The organism is Mesorhizobium sp. NPDC059054 (genome assembly GCF_042739215.1).
In the GTDB taxonomy this organism is placed as follows: domain Bacteria; phylum Pseudomonadota; class Alphaproteobacteria; order Rhizobiales; family Rhizobiaceae; genus Mesorhizobium.
Map to the genome: position 1 here is coordinate 120,196 of NZ_JBHYHV010000009.1, position 16,018 is coordinate 136,213.

The following is a 16,018-nucleotide window of genomic DNA, read 5'->3' on the forward strand; positions in this document are numbered from 1 at the left end:
CGTGTTACTTCGAACCCAGCGTCTTGATCGCCTCGTCGGTCGAACTGCCGGCTTGCCGGACCATCGCAGCGACATTCTCGAAGGCACGCTGTACTTGGATCAGCCGCATCATTTCCATGACTGGATTGACGTTGGACTCCTCCAGGAAGCCCTGTGCCACGCCGACGTCCGTACGATCCGTGATCGGTTCAGGCGCGCGCGGCGGCACAATTCCGGAATTGCCGTAGCGGGTGAAGTTGACGCCGGGATCGAAGGTGAACAGGCCGATGGCGCCGACCTGGCGGTCACCTTGATGCAATGCACCGTCCGCTCCGACCTTGGGTGGTCCGCCACGCGGATCGAGCTGGATCGGGGCACCGCCGGCGTCGAGCACGGGATGGCCTTCGATCGACAGCAATTCGCCGTTCTCGTTCATGGAGAAACGGCCGTCGCGCGTCATGATGGTGCCCGATGGCGTCTGGATGCCGAACCAGGCATTGCCCTTGACCGCGAAGTCGAATGGATTGCCGGTTTCCTGCATGCCGCCATTGGCACCGGAAAGAAAGGTGTCGCCCGTGGAAGCAAAGGCGACAGACCGCTGTCCCGTGCCGGAGACGATATCTTCGAATTTTACCCCCGTGGCCCGAAAGCCGATGGTCGAGGCATTGGCGACATTGTCGGCAATCGTGTTGAGGCGCTTTTCAAGCGCGATCTGGGAGGACAAGGCGACGTAGAGACTGTCTTGCATGGTGGTCAGAACTTCAGCCGCTGCATGGCAAAGAGGAGATCGGTGGAAACGCCGACGGTGGTCGGCTGGGCAAACAGGATGGTAGCCGCAGACATCTGGGGCGACGACGGATTGTTGAGTTCGTACATGGTGGTGTAGCGGGTGATGAATTTGCCGAGCTTCACCGGGTCGGCGAAATCCTTGATGTTGAATTTGCTTTCGAACAGCTTCACTTGCTTGTCGATGTCGGCCTTTGCGAAGGCTTCGGGCAGACCAAGCGCCGTGCGTACCACCTGGGAAAGCGCCTTGTCGGCCAGCACCTCGTACCAGTTGGTGAGCGTCGGCGCCTTGCGCTGGAAGTAGAGAGCCAATCTAACGCCCTCGTTGGTCTTGCCGGCGTCCTGTTCGAGTGTCTGGCGCACATATTTGTCGGTCGCCGGTTGTTGTGCCTGCGAACGGGTCATCGCCTTCTCGCCGTACTGCGCAAAGTTGAAGGCAGTGACGAATGCTACATAGTTCTTGCTGCCCGACTTGTTGGCCGGACTGTTCGGATCGGTGATACCGCCTTCCAGCAGCTGCCGGATGCGCGCCGGCGTTTCCCGGGTGGGGTCAAGACCATAAGCTGTCAGTGCGTAGTTCAGCAGGCGCTTGTCGGCCATCAGGTCGTCAATGGAGCCCAGCTTGACGACATTGGCGTTGTAGTAGGCGGTCTCGGCGGCGACGTAATCGGAACCGGGCTTGATCAGGCCAAGTTGGCTCTTGGTGGTGTAGAGCTTCAGCGTGTCCTTCTGCACTGCATCGCGTGCAGTCGTATCCCGGCCGTATTCGACAAAATTGAAAGCAGTGACGAAGTCGACATAGGCTTTGTTGCCCGACAGGTTGGCTGGGCTTGTCGGGTCGGTGACACCGCCCTCCAGCATCTTGCGGATGACCTTTGGATCCTCTGCATCGGCATCCAGCCCATAGGCAGCCATGGCGACCCTGAGCAGACGCTTGTCGTTGAGCAGATCGTAGCTCGATGTCACCTTGCCGATATTGGCCTTGTAGTAGTCGCTCTCTGCCTTGGTGTATTCCGCGCGCGGAATGATCGTGGTGAGCCCGACGGCCGTAATGAACTGCTTGGGTACGATACTTTGAACTGCATCCTTCGATGTGGTGTCGGCACCATATTGGGCGAAATCGAAGGCGGCGACGAAGTTCGCATAGCGCTTGTCTCCCAGATCGCTCAGCTTGTTGGCCGGGCTGTTTGGATCGCTGACCCCGCCCTCCAGCATTTCGCGAATGCGCTCTGGTGTCTCTTTCTTGGCATCCAGTCCGAAAGCACCCATTGCAACGTAGAGCAGTCGGGAATCGGCCATCAGGTCGTCGATCGATTTCACGCTCGAGATGTTGCCGATGTAATAGCCGACTTCGTCTTGAACGAAGCCCAAGCCCTGCTGCGTGTAGGTGATGCCGACCTGCAGGTTGAAATTCGTCGGTACGTCGTGCTGCGCCCCGTTGTAGGTGGTCGCCAACTCGCCATAGCGCGCGAAGTTGAAGGCCTTGACGAACTCGGCATACCGCTTGTCCGTCAGCTCGTTGGCGAACGAGTCGGGCTTGTCGATGCCTTCGGTCAACGCCTTTTTCATGAAGGCCTTTGCATAGGCCATATCCTCGAGGCCGAAAGCCTTCATGGCGTATTTGAAAAGGCGATCGTTCTTCATGAATTCATCGATCGACTTCACCTTGCCGATGTTGTCGAGATAATACTTCGTATCGCGTGAGACTGTGGCCTGCTTGCTGGTCCGGTCGAGCGAACGGGCAAGATCCCTGGTGATCAGTTGGTAGTCCAGATACGTATTCACGCACGCCTCCCGCTGAAGCAGTTCGTGCCAAAGTAAGGCAACTTCCTTGCGCGAGGCTGAATCGTGTCGGTCAAAAGCGATGCGGGTGCGGCTCCACGATTCAAGCCTCACACAAGGCACGGCGTCTATTGCGTGATGCAGTTGAATTGCGGAAGGACCGGCAGTGGGCATTCTGATCGGCTTGGTGGTGACGCTCGGTTGCGTTCTTGGCGGCTTCATGGCCATGGGCGGGCACGTCCAGGTGCTGATCCAGCCATGGGAAGCCGTGATCATCTGCGGCGCGGCGCTGGGTTGTTTCCTCGTCGCCAACCCGATGAAGACGGTGAAGGACACCGGCAAGGGCATCATGGAAGCCTTCAAGCAGTCGGTGCCGAAGGAGCAGGATTATCTCGAAACGCTGGGCGTTCTGCATTCGCTGATGCGCGAATTGCGTTCCAAGTCGCGTTCCGAGGTCGAAGCCCATATCGACAATCCGGAGGAGTCACCGATCTTCCAGGCGTTTCCGACGGTGCTCAAGAACCACGACCTCACCCATTTCATCTGCGACTACTGCCGCATCATCATCATCGGCAATGCCCGTCCGTTCGAGATCGAGGCGCTGATGGATGAAGAGATCCAGACCATCAAATCCGACAAGCTGAAGCCCTATCATGCAATGGTTGCCGTCGGTGACGGCCTGCCGGCGCTCGGCATCGTGGCGGCAGTGCTGGGCGTGGTGAAGGCGATGGGTGCGCTCGACCAGTCGCCGGAGATCCTGGGTGGTCTCATCGGCGCCGCGCTTGTCGGCACCTTCCTTGGCATCTTCCTTTCCTATGCCGTGGTGGGTCCCATCGCCACCAAGATCAAGATGGTGCGCGAGAAGAAGAACCGGCTCTACATCATCGTGAAGCAGACGCTGCTCGCCTACATGAACGGTTCGCTGCCGCAGGTCGCGATCGAGTTTGGCCGCAAGACGATCTCGTCTTATGATCGTCCGTCAATCGACGCCGTCGAGCAGAGCACGCTGAGCACAGGCGCCGCGGACAAGAAGGCGGCGTGAGCATGGCGTGCAAGGGCAACTGTGTGATGGCGTCATGAGCGGTCTTGCCACCATGGACGACAGCCGCGCGCTGGTGATCGAGCGGCTGGTCGGCGACAGCGGAGAAGCGTCGCATGTGATCGGCGCTGGCCGGTCCATGGCCGAACGCATTGTTTCCCCGCTGCAGAAGCGCCTTTCCGGCGAGATCGGTGCGCAGGTTACGATTGACCTGCGCGCGGTCGAGGTATCCCGCACCACCCAGGCGCGTTCGCATGCAGGCGACTATTTCGCCATGGCAGTGGTGCCTTCGACGGTTTCGTCGGACGCTCTGACGATGGTGATGGATGCGCAGGCCGTGGCGGTCATGGTCTGCGCCCTCTTCGGCGGAGATCCGGAAGCCGCGATCTCGCCTATCGAGCGCGACCTGTCACCGCTGGAAGCCGATGTCGCCACACTGGTTTTCGAAGAAATCGCGCAGGCACTGAATGGATCGGGCAAGCGCTCGCTCGATCTGCGCTTTCCTGTTCCCCGCGCTATCTCGGGCCTGGAAGCCCGGCGGCGCGTATTGCGCGATGGCGCGGCTGTGCGCCTCATCTTCGGCCTGTCGACGCCGGCGGAAAGCGGCACGATAACCGTGATGATCCCGCAGCGCGTGCTGTTGGTACAGCGCAACGGCGCGGCGGTCGGCGAGGACGAGACGTCTTCGCAAACCGACTGGCACGAACGCTTCTCCGAAGAGGTGATGCGCTCGGCCGTCACTCTCGAAGCGACGATGCCGCTGGCAAGGATGACGCTGGGCGACCTCGCGCGGCTTCATGTCGGGCAAGTGCTCGATATCGAGGAAAACGCGCAATCGCAGGCGCAACTTTCGGCCCGCAACAAGACGCTGTTTGTCTGCGAGTTCGGCAAGCTCGGTCAGAATTACACGGTCCGCATCAAGCAACCCTTTGATGCAGGCCAGGACTTCATCGACGGGTTGATGCCTGGCTGACGCCGGGAAATATTTGGAGACGACGCATGAGCAAGACCAACCCGGAAGCCGACCTCGAAGCCTCGGACGATCAGCTCAACCGCGCGATCGAAGAGTTGCGCGGTGTCCTGCAGGAAGAAGAGCAGCGGGCCGGCGCTCCGGCGCGTGAGGCGACCGCGACCAATCCCGGCGTCATTCTCAACATCCCGGTCGACGTACAGATCGTGCTCGGCAGCGCCGAGATGCAGGTATCGGACCTGATGGCCTTGCAGAAGGGATCGACCGTGGCGCTCAACCGTCGCATCGGCGAACCCGTCGATGTCGTCGTCAACGGCCGGCGCATCGCGCGCGGCGAGATCACGGTTCTTGAGAACGACCCGTCGCGCTTCGGCATACGCCTGACCGAAATCGTGACCACCAAGAAGGGCGGCTAACTGGACATGCGACCCGCCAGGCAAGCAGCGAGGACGAGGGGATGAGCACGCCGCTGACGCTGACCCGCGCGCAGAAGGCCGCCGCGATCCTGGTTGCGATGGGCAAGCCTTCGGCCAGCCGGCTCCTGAAGTTCTTCAAACAGGAAGAACTCAAGGCGCTGATCGAGGCGGCACGCCTGCTGCGGACCATTCCGCAGGCCGATCTGGAACGCGTCGTCGCGGAATTCGAGGCGGAATTCACGGAAGGAGCGGGCCTTCTCGATTCCGCCGACAAGATGGACACCATCCTCAACGAGTCTTTGTCGCCGGAGGAAGTCGACGCCATCATGAGCGGCAAGAAGGCGGAACCGGAGCCGGCTGGCCCGCCGTCGATATGGCCGCAACTGGAGAAGCTGGAGCCACAGCGGTTGGGCAGCTTCCTGGCCGGGGAACATCCACAGACTTCAGCGGCAGTCCTTTCGATGCTGTCGCCGCAGCCAGCGTCGGCGGTGCTGCTCACGCTGGACAAGCCGCTGCGCAGCGAGATTCTGCGGCGCATGGTGACGATGAGCGTGGTTCCGGAAGCCGCGACCAGGATCGTCGAAAGCCAGCTTCGTGCGCGCGTACTGGCCGAAACCGCATCGAAGGATACGACGGCAGGACAGATCCGCGTTGCCAGCCTGCTCAATGAAATGGACAAGGCCCAGCTCGATGAGACGATGCTGGACCTCGAGGCCGTGGGCACGCCCGATCTCGACGGCGTGCGTGCCCGCATCTTCAATTTCGACGATCTGCCGCTGCTTGTTCAAAAAGCGCGCGTGCTCGTATTCGACGGTCTGTCCAGCGAGGTGGTGACACTCGCCCTGCGTGGCGCGCCGCCGGCGCTGACCGAAGCCGTGCTGTCCTCGATCGGCCAGCGTTCCCGCCGCATGATCGAGGCGGAACTCAGCCAGGGTTCGGAGGGCATTCCTCTGGCCGACATCATGGCGGCGCGCAAAACCGTCGCAGCAGCGACGGTTCGCCTTGCGCGCGAAGGGGCGTTCGAGTTGCCAGCGGCGCAAAGCGCCGATGCGGCCTGATCCGAAATAGCACGGCAGGCGCGGCATGGCGGAAGCCGACGACAAGGATTCCAAAACAGAGGAACCCACCGAGAAGAAGATCCGCGACACGATGGAGAAGGGCAAGCTGCCCCACTCCAAGGAGGCCGCGCTCCTTACCTCCTTCGTAGCCATCCTGGTCTTCACGATTTTCTATGCGCGCGAAGCGACCGTGAGTCTCAGCGTCTTCCTGGCTTCGTTCCTAGAGCGGCCGGAATCCTGGTCGATCGATACCGAGACGGATGTCATTCATCTCTATGGAATGGTCATGGCCGAGATCGGTCGGGCTGTGGTTGCCCTGCTGGTGCTTCTGGTAATCGCGGGCGTTGGTGCTTCGGTATTCCAGAATGTACCGCAGTTCATTGGTGAGCGGATCAGACCGCAATGGTCGCGCATTTCGCTCGCCCAAGGCTGGAAGCGGCTGTTCGGCCTGCAGGGATTCGTCGAGTTCCTGAAGTCACTCGCCAAGCTCGGCTTCGTCATCGCCGTGCTGATCTTCACCTTGTCGCAGGACCATCGCCGACTGCTCAACGGCATGATCACCGGTCCCGTCGAATTCAGTCTGGTCATCCGCTCGATCGCCATCCAGATCCTTGTGGCGATCGTCTTCGTCATGACGGTCATCGCCGCCGCCGACTTCGTCTGGTCACGCTTCCATTGGCGGCGCGATTTGAGAATGAGCAAGCAGGAAGTGAAGGACGAGCTGAAACAGTCGGAAGGCGACCCGATCGTCAAGTCGAGATTGCGCTCGCTGGCGCGCGACAGGGCAAGGCAGCGCATGATGACGGCGGTGCCCAATGCCACACTCGTCATCGCCAACCCGACCCATTTCTCGATCGCGCTGCGCTACGTCCGCGATCAGGATGCGGCACCGGTGGTGCTCGCCAAGGGTCAGGACCTGGTGGCGCTGCGCATCCGTGAAATCGCGCGCGAGCACAATATCCCGATTTTCGAAGACATTGCGCTTGCTCGCTCCATGTACAAGCAAGTTTCGGTTGATAGCGTCATCCCATCACAATTTTACCAAGCAGTGGCAGAGCTGGTACGCATCGTCTACTCGAAAAAGGCAGAGCGCCGACGGACCTCATGAACCGACAGCCACACACACTTTCGCGCGAAGTCATCGTAGCCCGTGCCATCGAACAGGTGGTGGCCGAACTAAGGCTCATCGATGTCGCCGACTACATCGCTTTCATCCGGCTCGAGCATTTCGCGTGCCTGTCGGATCTGGTGGATTCAGCATCCGAACTGTTCTTCGTTCCGGGCACGCTGCGGCTCGGCAATGGCGGCGAGGCGCATGTCGACTGGAGCGGCTCGCCGCGCATCGTGCTCGACCTGGAGCTCAGGCCCCGCGGCGTCACGGTCTATTTCCAGCTCACGCTGACCGAAAACGAAGCCTCCGTGGTGTTGAACTACATTTCGTTCGAGAAACCGGACGAAGATCCCGAGCGAAACACCGCGTTGCTGGAGACGATGTTGGAGAGCTCCCGCATACGGCGTCCGGAACCGATCGGATAAAGCAGGCTCAGTCGATGAGGCCGAGGCGCAACGCCTTGGCGACCGCCTGCGCGCGGTTTACCGCATCGAGCTTTTGCGCCGACTGGGTGAGATATTGATTGGCGGTGTGAACTGACAGCTTCAGAAGCCGGGCGATCCCCTCGCTGGTGTAGCCATTGGCGGTCAACTTCAGGCACTCCAGTTCGCGCTTCGACATGGTTCGCGCCCGACTGGCATCACTTGGCTGGATGCGAGACACGGCATCGAACAGCGAGAAGCAGCGGGCGTGGATGTCGTAGATGACGTCGCCGAGCAGCGGTGTGATGTTCGTGCCGAAGAAAACAACCAGTCCACTCTGGCTACGCTCGGCATGGACGGGGAAGGCGATGCCGGTTGTATTGGAAACCAGGGCGGTCGTGCGCTCGATCCAGGGAAAGACGTTGCTGCTCTCGGCGCTATGGTCAGCTTCATCCGACCAGCATCGCGGGCCGGTGGAGCGGCGCGCATGCAGGATGATCTCCTCGCTGGCGGCAGCGGAAATATTGCGGGTTGCTCCGGCCAAACCCGGATAGTCGGAATCGAAACACGGCATCAGCCGTGGCCGGTCGGCCGACGGGGTGATGAAATAGAGACCGAATGCGCTGGCGTTGATGTCCATGGCGATCCAGCGGCAGCGGCGCACCGCGTCGGGTATCGTGACTGTATAGAGATCGGAGTTCGCCGTTGCGGCGCCGAAAGGATTGCGATGCGCAAAGAACGGATCGTCCGCAATCTCGTGTGCGCGAGCGTGGGTCAAATGATGCCACTCCTGATCGCTGTCGCAATTGCCATCGCCCGGTTGGAAGCGGAGAACTTCTGGATGGCGTGTGTAATGTAGCTGTTGACCGTGTTGGCGGAGACGCCAAGGATGACGGCCACCTCCTCGGTGGTCTTGCCTTCCGAGACCCAGAACAGGCATTCGCGCTCGCGGTCGGAAAGCGGGTCCTGGAGCGCGGCGGCAGCGAGAAGCTGCGGCACCTGCGAGAGCGCATAGCAGCATTTCAACTGGGCCCTGCTGAGGGCTGCCTGTTGGATGCTGCCGGCCTCAGCCGCGGAGAACAACACGAAAAGACGCTGACGGCCGACATCGAGACGCAGAGAATAAAGCTCTCCGTGCCCCAGCACGTCGAGCAGCCTGGCTTCCTCACCACTCAACAGCCCCGCCGACGTTTCTGCGTGGGAGGCTACCAGTGCGCGAGGGCGATTGCCCGGCGAAGAGGTGAGGGGACCGTAGGCAAGAGCGGCGATCAGATGTTTGCCGATCAATTCGATCGCATCGTACAGCCAGTTCGAGGCGACGATGCGGGCATCGTTGCGTTCCTCGTCATGAATGATGGCCACCAGCATGTAGCTGTCGGCACCGATCTCGTCGGAGAGCTGGGTCAGAAACCCGGTCAGGTCCGCGCGAGAGGCCAAACGTGTTCCGATCGTGTCGGACGTTATAGGCGCTGCAAAGGCTGTCATAGTCTTCAGGCCAGAATCGATTCTTATGCCCGGTGCTGGTTCAGCAGCCCCGGACGCCGGTACGCGTCACATTCACCTAAAACGCACGCTTGGCGCAGAACGGCGCCTGTCGGCCGAATCCGGAAGGGAACGCGAAACCCATCGCGTCTTGCGCCGGAAAATTCCGGTACAACAGGACTTTAGAAGGTTCGCCGCGCCCCCGCGGAACGGCTGATTCGGGTTTAATTTAGCTGTTGATGAATCTGACTTCAAACGGGAATTGACAGATTGTGAATCAGCGGACTCACAAGCCCGACTCAGGCCTTGCATTTGCTGGATTTCGAGCCGTGAAAAAATGCCTCGCGGACTGTCGTCCGCAAGGCGGACGGGGATCTAACGCCCCTCGAACCCGGTCAGGACGCCAACCGCATTCACGCCGATTTCGTCGACGGCATAGCCGCCTTCCATCACGAACAGTGTCGGCAGGTTCAACTTGGCGATGCGCGAGCCGATCTTGGGATAGTCGCTGCTCTTGAGCTTGAACTGGCTGATGGGATCCTTTTCGAAAGTGTCGACGCCAAGTGAAACGACGACGATGTCCGGGCCATAGGCCGTGAGTTTCGCGCAGGCGTCCTCCAGGGCGGCATTCCAGGTTTCCCAGGTCGTGCCGAAGGGCAGCGGGTAGTTGACGTTGAAGCCTTCTCCGGCACCCTCGCCACGTTCATCGGCGTGGCCGAGGAAGTAGGGGTATTCAACCATGGGGTCGCCATGCAGGTTCAGCACCTGCACGTCGGGCCGGGAATAGAAGATCTCCTGCGTGCCGTTGCCGTGGTGATAGTCGACGTCGAGGATTGCGACGCGTTTTGCGCCCTGGTCGAGGAACCATTGCGCGGCGACGGCAGCGTTGTTGATGTAGCAATAGCCGCCCATGAAACCGGCGCCGGCATGGTGACCGGGCGGGCGGCACAGCGCGAAGGCAGCCGGCTCACCATTCTTGACCAGCTTGGCTCCGGTCAGAGCCACGTCATAGGACGACTTGATCGCTTCCCATGTGCCTTTGACGAAAGGCGCGCCGGCGTCGAAGGAATAGTAGCCCAGTTTGGCATCGATGGTGCCGGGCACGACATCGCCCCGCAGGCCGCGCGTCGGCCAGGCGTAGGGGATAGCCGAGCCGGAACGGCCAAGCGCTTCCCATTCAGGATAGACGGTTGGCAGGAAGTCGATGTAGTCGGCCTTGTGAATGCGCCTGGCTGCGACAAGGTCATGGATCTCCGGCGCCAGGATCGGCCCCAGCTTTTCGCTCTCGACGCGTGCCTTGATGATCTCGGCGCGGGACGGTTTTTCGAAGCCGGGGACTATCGCACCCGACATCAACTCCATCGTGCCGGCGTGGCCGGCATGGAGTGGCGAATAGACGGTCTTCATGAAGTTCCTTCCCTGGAGTGGTTATTGGTTGAGGTCGAGATAGGGAGTAACCAGGGCGATCCACATGATCTCGACATCGTCCTGGATGAGATCGAAGGTCCTGCGGTCCTTCTTGAGGCCGACGAGGCGGCAGACGTGCCCGACCTCCATCATCACCACACCCAGCCGGCTCGCGACTTCGCCTTCAAGTGAGGGGTTCACGTGCCGCAGCCAGGCTGCGTAAAGGGCGATGATCTGGTCATCGTATTCGTTCTGGATAGGCCTCAGATCCGGATTGCCGGTGATGGCCTCGATGACCGGCATCAGACTGGCATTTTCAAGATAGAGCCTGGATGTGTCGATGAAGAGTTCGCGCACTTCGCGCTGAAACGCATCGCGGGTCGTCGGGCGCGGAACTCTGGTGCGTTTCTCGATCACTTCGGGAAATGCTCCCAGCCAACGCCGGGCGAGGTCGAGAAGAATGGCTTCCTTGTTGGGATAGTATTGATAGATCGAGCCGACAGACAAGCCGGCGCGCTGCGCAATGGCAAGCGTTGTCGGTGTCTTCGTTCCCTGCTCTCTGGTCAGAATCAACGCGGCATCGAGAATTCGATCGACTACCTTGCTCGATCGTTCCTGCCGCGGTTGCTTGCGCGGTTCGAGCGCTATCTTGGTCTTGCGTTTGAGATCGCGCTTCACTGCTTGGATCCTTCGTTCCCCCTCAGCTCTCAGCATACGCGCAGGGTGCTGTCCACAAGGCATCGTCGATTCCACATATTGACAAACGCGAATAAATAGTCGCATTTTTTCTACACGCTGTCTTTAGGGAAACTCAGGGGAATTCCAGAGGCGGCGAACCGGCATCAATTCAGTTCCCTCCGGCCGCTCCAGCGGGGCGATCGGGCGTGAGGTACAGATTGAGGCGGTCTCGGTCAGTCAAAAGCGCGGAGTCGCGATGTCTGTCACTGGTGCGGTTCAACATGCCGATCTGATCGTGATCAACGGCCGTGTGCTGACCATGGATGACGATTGTCCCGTCGCCGAAGCCGTTGCCATCAAGGATGGATCTATCCTTGCAGTCGGGGGCCTCGCTGCCGTTGAGGCCCTCAAGGGGCCGGCCACCAAAGTCATCGACGCCAAGGGCGGTTCGGTGCTTCCCGGCTTTATCGAAGCGCATATGCATCTGTTTTCCGGTGCTGCCGAGTTGGCGCATCTGCAACTTTCCGGCGTGCACGGGTTCGACGCCCTAAAGGATGCGGTTCTTGCTTATGCAGCCTCCCGGCCTGATGCGCCGATGCTGGTCGCGCAGAGCGCCGACTACACGATCCTCGGCGAGGAGCGGGTGACGCGGCACCATCTCGATGCGATCCTGCCTCACCGACCGTTCTGCATGGCCGCACCCGACCACCATACGATGTGGGCCAACACCAAGGCGCTCGAAGCAGCCGGCGTGCTGCATGGCCGCACGCTCGGCCCCGGCAATGAGATCGTCATGGGCGAAGACGGATTGGCCGAGGGCGAACTGCGGGAAGGTGAGGCGTTTGGGCCCGTGCTGGCCTTGGCCGGCGAAGAGCGCGTGCGGCTCGGCCTGTCGACCGGCGGGGAGCCCGATCCCGCGCCAACGCCTCAGCAGCGTGCGGCCGATCGCGACATCATGCGGCGTGGCCTGGCCTGGTGTGCCGAGCACGGCATCACCTCGATCCAGAATATGGACGGCAATCTTTATCAGCTCGAATTGCTGGCTGAGATCGAGGCCGAGGAAGGGCTTTCCTGCCGCGTGCAGATACCTTTCCACTTCAAGAATTTCATGAAACTCGACATTCTGGAGAAAGCCTCGGCGATGGCTGAGCGCTTCGACAGCGAGTGGCTGTCGTCCGGCATCGTCAAGGTTTTCTACGACGGCGTGTTGGATTCCTGGACGGCGGTGATGATCGAGCCTTATGCCGACCGTCCCGATTGGGTCGGTGAACCGCTGTTCACGCCGGACGAGTTCAAGCAGCTGGCCGTCGCCATCGACGCACGCGGCTTGCAGATCGCGGTGCATTCCATCGGCGACGGGGCTGTGCAGGCGGTTCTCGACGGTTACGAAGCGGCGGCTGACACCAATGGCAAGCGCGAGAGCCGTCACCGCATCGAACATATCGAGGTGGTTGCCCCTTCCGATATTCCGCGGTTTGCCGAACTTGGCGTCATTGCCTCGATGCAGCCTCCGCATCCGCCGGGCGCGATGGATTTTCCGTTGGAGCCGACCATATCGCGTATCGGCAAGGCGCGCTGGCCATTGAGCTATGCCTGGCGCACGCTGAAGAACGCGGGCGCCCACGTCGTCTTCGCCTCTGACTGGCCGGTTTCGCCGATCGACCCGATCCTTGGCGTCCAGGCGGCAGTGCTGCGCAAGCCGTGGGCGGAAGGCGATCCCGACCAGAGCTTCTCGCTGATGGAGTCGCTTGCCGCCTACACGGTGGAAGGGGCCTATGCGGAATTCATGGAGCATCGCAAGGGCAGGCTGAAGCAAGGGTTCCTCGCCGACCTTGTCGTGCTTTCGCGGGACATCGAAGCGGTGGCGCTGCAGCGGCTACACGAGGTGCGGCCGGCTGTCACGATCTGCGGCGGCAAGATTACCTATCAGGCCTGAGGTGAACATTCGTTTCGTCTCTGGAACCGGTATTCGATCCAATTGTTGCCAAGCACGATCGCTTGTGGTGACAATCTGAAACAGAAAAAAGGCCTGCTTTCGGGGGCAGGCCAAGAACACAAAGAGGGGTTTGCGTGCCGGAACAACCGGGTAAGAACGCGATCGAAGTCCGCGGCGTGCGGAAGGTCTTCGGTTCTGGGGAGGCGGCGGTTGCCGCATTGGACACGGTCTCGGTTTCGATCCGGGAAAACGAGTTCTTCACACTGCTAGGGCCTTCGGGCTGCGGAAAGACGACGCTGCTTCGGCTGATCGCCGGCTTCGACTATCCGAGCGCCGGCGAGATCCTGCTCTATGGCGACGACATCGCGCTGCTGCCGCCGTTCAAGCGTCCGGTCAACACAGTCTTCCAAAGCTATGCGCTGTTCCCGCATATGACAGTAGCCCAGAATATCGGCTTCGGCCTTGAAATGCTGCGCAAGCCCAAGGCCGAGGTCAAGGCCCGCGTGGCCGAGATGCTGAAGCTCGTGCGCATGGAGCATCTGGCTTCGCGGCGTACCAGCCAGATTTCCGGCGGTCAGCAGCAACGCGTAGCGTTGGCCCGTGCGCTGGCGCCACAGCCGAAAGTGCTGCTGCTCGACGAGCCGCTGTCGGCGCTCGACTACAAGCTGCGCAAGGAGATGCAGATCGAATTGAAGCGGCTGCAGAACCAGACCGGAATCACCTTCATCTTCGTCACGCACGACCAGGAGGAAGCGTTGACCATGTCCGATCGCATCGCGGTGATGTCGTCGGGCAAGATCCTGCAGGTAGGCTCGCCGTGGGATATCTACGACAAGCCGGCCGACCGCTTCGTTGCCGACTTCATCGGCGAGACCAATTTCCTGACCGCCTCGATCGCCGGCGTCGAAAACGGCAAGGCGCGCGCCACGTTGAAATCCGGCGCCACCATCACGGCCAGCGTCGCCGACGGCTTCCAGCCGAAGGCGGAAGCCACAGTGGTGGTGCGGCCCGAACACGCCAAGCTGGTCAAGGGCAAGGCGGAGCTTTCGGGCACGGTTGAAAACATCGTTTATTTCGGCACCGACACGCATATCCATGTGCGGCTCGACGGCAGCAATGACCTGTTCATCGTGCGCCAGCAGAATGCACGCAGCGCCGGCTGCGGTTTCGAAGCAGGCGACAAGGCCGGCATCGCCATCGGCGACGACGCAGCGCAAGTGTTGAGGGATTGATGGCCACCGCCGAGGAAATCGCCAGGGCGGCCGACCGGCGCGACATCCGCAATCGCTGGTACCTCTCCGCGCCCGCCTTGCTCACCATTTTCTTCGCCGCTGTCGGTCCGCTGGCGATCGTGCTCGTCTATTCCTTCCTGACGCCCGGTTCCTATGGCGATGTGAAGTGGCAATTCTCGCCCGAGGCCTGGGTCTCGGTGCTGTTCGAGCGCGACATCTTCGACGACACGCTGTCGCTGGCAGGTGCCCATATCAGCATCTTCTGGCGCTCGGTGAAGCTCGCGATCATCACGACGCTCATCACCTTGGCGCTCGGCTTTCCGACCGCGTACTTCATGGCGACGCGCAGCGAAAAGACGCGCGATCTTTGGCTGTTCCTGATCACCATCCCGTTCTGGACGAACCTGCTCATCCGCACCTTCGCGGTGCTGCAGATCATCCGCAACGAAGGCATCGTCAACACTGTGCTGATGAAGCTCGGCATCGTCTCGGCTCCGATCCAGATCCTCTACACCGACGTCGCGATCCTGATCGGCATGGCTTATGTCTACCTGCCGCTGATGGTGCTGCCGGTCTATGCCTCGATGGAGAAGCTCGATTTCCGCCTGGTCGAGGCCGGCTACGATCTCTACGCCTCGCGCTGGCAGGTGCTGCGCCGCATCATCTTCCCGCTGGTCAAGCCGGGCGTCATAGCCGGTTCGATCCTTGTCTTCATCCCGGCCATCGGCGCCTATGTGACGCCCAGCGTGCTCGGCGGCGGCAAGAACATGATGCTATCCAACCTGATCGAGCTGCAGTTCGGCCAGGGCCGCAACTGGCCGCTGGGCTCGGCGCTGTCGATCACTGTCATGCTCATCGTCATGGTTGCGCTGCTCGTCTATGTGCGTAACGCCGGTTCGCAGGAGGTGCGGCATGGCTAAGAGCTTCTCGATCCGCCACCAGCCGGGCTTCACGACGATCGCCGCCGTGTGCTTCGTTGCGCTCTACATGCCGATCATCGTACTGGTCGTCTATGCCTTCAACGAGGCGCCGTCGACGTCGGAATGGGGCGGCTTCTCGCTGAAATGGTTCCAGTCCGCATCGCAGAATGCGCAGGTCATCGACGCCACGCTGCGGTCCTTCCAGATCGCGGCGATCGCCGCGACGCTTGCCACGATCGCTGCCACGATGGCGGCGCTGGCGACCACCCGCACGCCGCCCTATCCAGGACTGACCTTCAAATATGCGATGATCAACCAGCCGCTGATGGTGCCGGAAATCGTCACCGGCGTGGCGCTCCTGATCTTCTTCTCACGCATCAAGATCTTCACCGGCTATTCGGGCCTAGGTTATCTGATCGCCGCCCATACGGCCTTCTGCATTCCCTTCGCCTATCTGCCGATCCGCGCGCGGCTGGAAAACATGGACCTGTCGCTGGAACGCGCGGCTGCGGACCTCTACGCGACGCCCTGGCAGGCGTTTCGGCGGGTGACGCTGCCGCTGCTGTGGCCGGGCATCCTGGCCGGACTGATGTTGGCGTTCGTGATCTCGCTCGACGACGTCGTCATCACCGAATTCGTCAAGTCGGGCGGCCAGGACACGCTGCCGACCTACATGCTCGGCCAGATCCGCCGCGGCATCACGCCTGAGATCAACGCGATATCGACGGCCTTCCTGCTGCTGTCGGTGGTCATCGTCACGTTGTTTTTCTTCGTCAGCAGGAAACGCGACTGAAGCCGAA

The 16,018-nt window shown here is 61.1% G+C and carries 16 protein-coding genes; 10 read left to right on the forward strand and 6 right to left on the reverse strand.

The features are described 5' to 3' along the window. Positions 1–4: 4 nt before the first annotated feature. Together flgF and ACFWXH_RS29800 are read right to left on the reverse strand one after the other, a co-directional pair. Positions 5–727 carry a flagellar basal-body rod protein FlgF gene (gene flgF / locus ACFWXH_RS29795; protein ID WP_054308480.1) on the reverse strand — a complete coding sequence of 241 codons (723 nt, stop codon included), beginning with the start codon at positions 725–727 and terminating at the stop codon, positions 5–7. 5 nt (positions 728–732) lie between these two features. Continuing rightward, entirely contained in the window at positions 733–2,550 is a 1,818-nt protein-coding gene (locus tag ACFWXH_RS29800) for a DUF1217 domain-containing protein (protein ID WP_379125047.1), read from the reverse strand. Between the two features lie 163 nt (positions 2,551–2,713). On the opposite strand from ACFWXH_RS29800, the gene motA reads away from it, so the two are divergent. Genes motA through ACFWXH_RS29830 form a run of 6 tightly spaced genes read left to right on the forward strand, consistent with a single transcriptional unit; the run spans position 2,714 to position 7,566 of the window. Next, entirely contained in the window at positions 2,714–3,589 is an 876-nt protein-coding gene (motA, locus tag ACFWXH_RS29805) for a flagellar motor stator protein MotA (protein ID WP_054308482.1), read from the forward strand. A gap of 34 nt (positions 3,590–3,623) precedes the next feature. Next, positions 3,624–4,559, forward strand: a complete 936-nt coding sequence (locus ACFWXH_RS29810; protein ID WP_379125048.1) for a FliM/FliN family flagellar motor switch protein — start codon at positions 3,624–3,626, stop codon at positions 4,557–4,559. Between the two features lie 26 nt (positions 4,560–4,585). Next, positions 4,586–4,972 carry a flagellar motor switch protein FliN gene (fliN, locus tag ACFWXH_RS29815; RefSeq protein WP_379125049.1) on the forward strand — a complete coding sequence of 129 codons (387 nt, stop codon included), beginning with the start codon at positions 4,586–4,588 and terminating at the stop codon, positions 4,970–4,972. A 41-nt stretch (positions 4,973–5,013) separates the two neighbouring features. Next, entirely contained in the window at positions 5,014–6,030 is a 1,017-nt protein-coding gene (locus ACFWXH_RS29820) for a flagellar motor switch protein FliG (RefSeq protein WP_379125050.1), read from the forward strand. A gap of 25 nt (positions 6,031–6,055) precedes the next feature. Beyond that, positions 6,056–7,138 carry a flagellar biosynthesis protein FlhB gene (gene flhB, locus ACFWXH_RS29825; protein WP_379125051.1) on the forward strand — a complete coding sequence of 361 codons (1,083 nt, stop codon included), beginning with the start codon at positions 6,056–6,058 and terminating at the stop codon, positions 7,136–7,138. Further along, positions 7,135–7,566: a hypothetical protein gene (locus tag ACFWXH_RS29830; protein ID WP_379125052.1), complete on the forward strand. Its 432-nt coding sequence runs from the start codon at positions 7,135–7,137 to the stop codon at positions 7,564–7,566. The genes flhB and ACFWXH_RS29830 overlap by 4 nt, the downstream gene beginning before the upstream one ends. 7 nt (positions 7,567–7,573) lie before the next feature. Here the strand turns inward: ACFWXH_RS29830 and ACFWXH_RS29835 are convergent, their stop codons facing one another. From ACFWXH_RS29835 to ACFWXH_RS29850, 4 genes are all read right to left on the reverse strand, one after another. Continuing rightward, positions 7,574–8,341 (reverse strand): response regulator transcription factor, encoded by a 768-nt coding sequence (locus ACFWXH_RS29835; RefSeq protein ID WP_379125053.1) that lies wholly within the window; start codon positions 8,339–8,341, stop codon positions 7,574–7,576. Further along, positions 8,338–9,048 (reverse strand): helix-turn-helix domain-containing protein, encoded by a 711-nt coding sequence (locus ACFWXH_RS29840; protein ID WP_054308489.1) that lies wholly within the window; start codon positions 9,046–9,048, stop codon positions 8,338–8,340. Before ACFWXH_RS29840 ends, ACFWXH_RS29835 begins: the two co-directional genes overlap by 4 nt. 372 nt (positions 9,049–9,420) lie before the next feature. After that, entirely contained in the window at positions 9,421–10,452 is a 1,032-nt protein-coding gene (locus ACFWXH_RS29845) for a histone deacetylase family protein (protein WP_379125054.1), read from the reverse strand. A 21-nt stretch (positions 10,453–10,473) separates the two neighbouring features. After that, complete coding sequence (locus tag ACFWXH_RS29850) at positions 10,474–11,130, reverse strand: TetR/AcrR family transcriptional regulator (RefSeq protein ID WP_054308491.1); 657 nt, start codon at positions 11,128–11,130, stop codon at positions 10,474–10,476. Positions 11,131–11,386: 256 nt separating this feature from the next. Here ACFWXH_RS29850 and ACFWXH_RS29855 point away from each other — a divergent pair, with 256 nt between their 5' ends. The 4 genes from ACFWXH_RS29855 to ACFWXH_RS29870 all read left to right on the forward strand — a co-directional run bounded on the left by ACFWXH_RS29855 (position 11,387) and on the right by ACFWXH_RS29870 (position 16,011). Further along, positions 11,387–13,066: an amidohydrolase gene (locus ACFWXH_RS29855; protein ID WP_379125055.1), complete on the forward strand. Its 1,680-nt coding sequence runs from the start codon at positions 11,387–11,389 to the stop codon at positions 13,064–13,066. Positions 13,067–13,200: 134 nt separating this feature from the next. Then, positions 13,201–14,298: an ABC transporter ATP-binding protein gene (locus tag ACFWXH_RS29860; protein ID WP_379125056.1), complete on the forward strand. Its 1,098-nt coding sequence runs from the start codon at positions 13,201–13,203 to the stop codon at positions 14,296–14,298. Beyond that, the gene (locus ACFWXH_RS29865) at positions 14,298–15,218 is read left to right on the forward strand and encodes an ABC transporter permease (RefSeq protein WP_054308493.1); all 921 of its coding nucleotides are present in this window, start codon (positions 14,298–14,300) and stop codon (positions 15,216–15,218) included. The genes ACFWXH_RS29860 and ACFWXH_RS29865 overlap by 1 nt, the downstream gene beginning before the upstream one ends. Further along, positions 15,211–16,011 carry an ABC transporter permease gene (locus ACFWXH_RS29870; protein WP_054308494.1) on the forward strand — a complete coding sequence of 267 codons (801 nt, stop codon included), beginning with the start codon at positions 15,211–15,213 and terminating at the stop codon, positions 16,009–16,011. Before ACFWXH_RS29865 ends, ACFWXH_RS29870 begins: the two co-directional genes overlap by 8 nt. Positions 16,012–16,018: the final 7 nt, after the last annotated feature.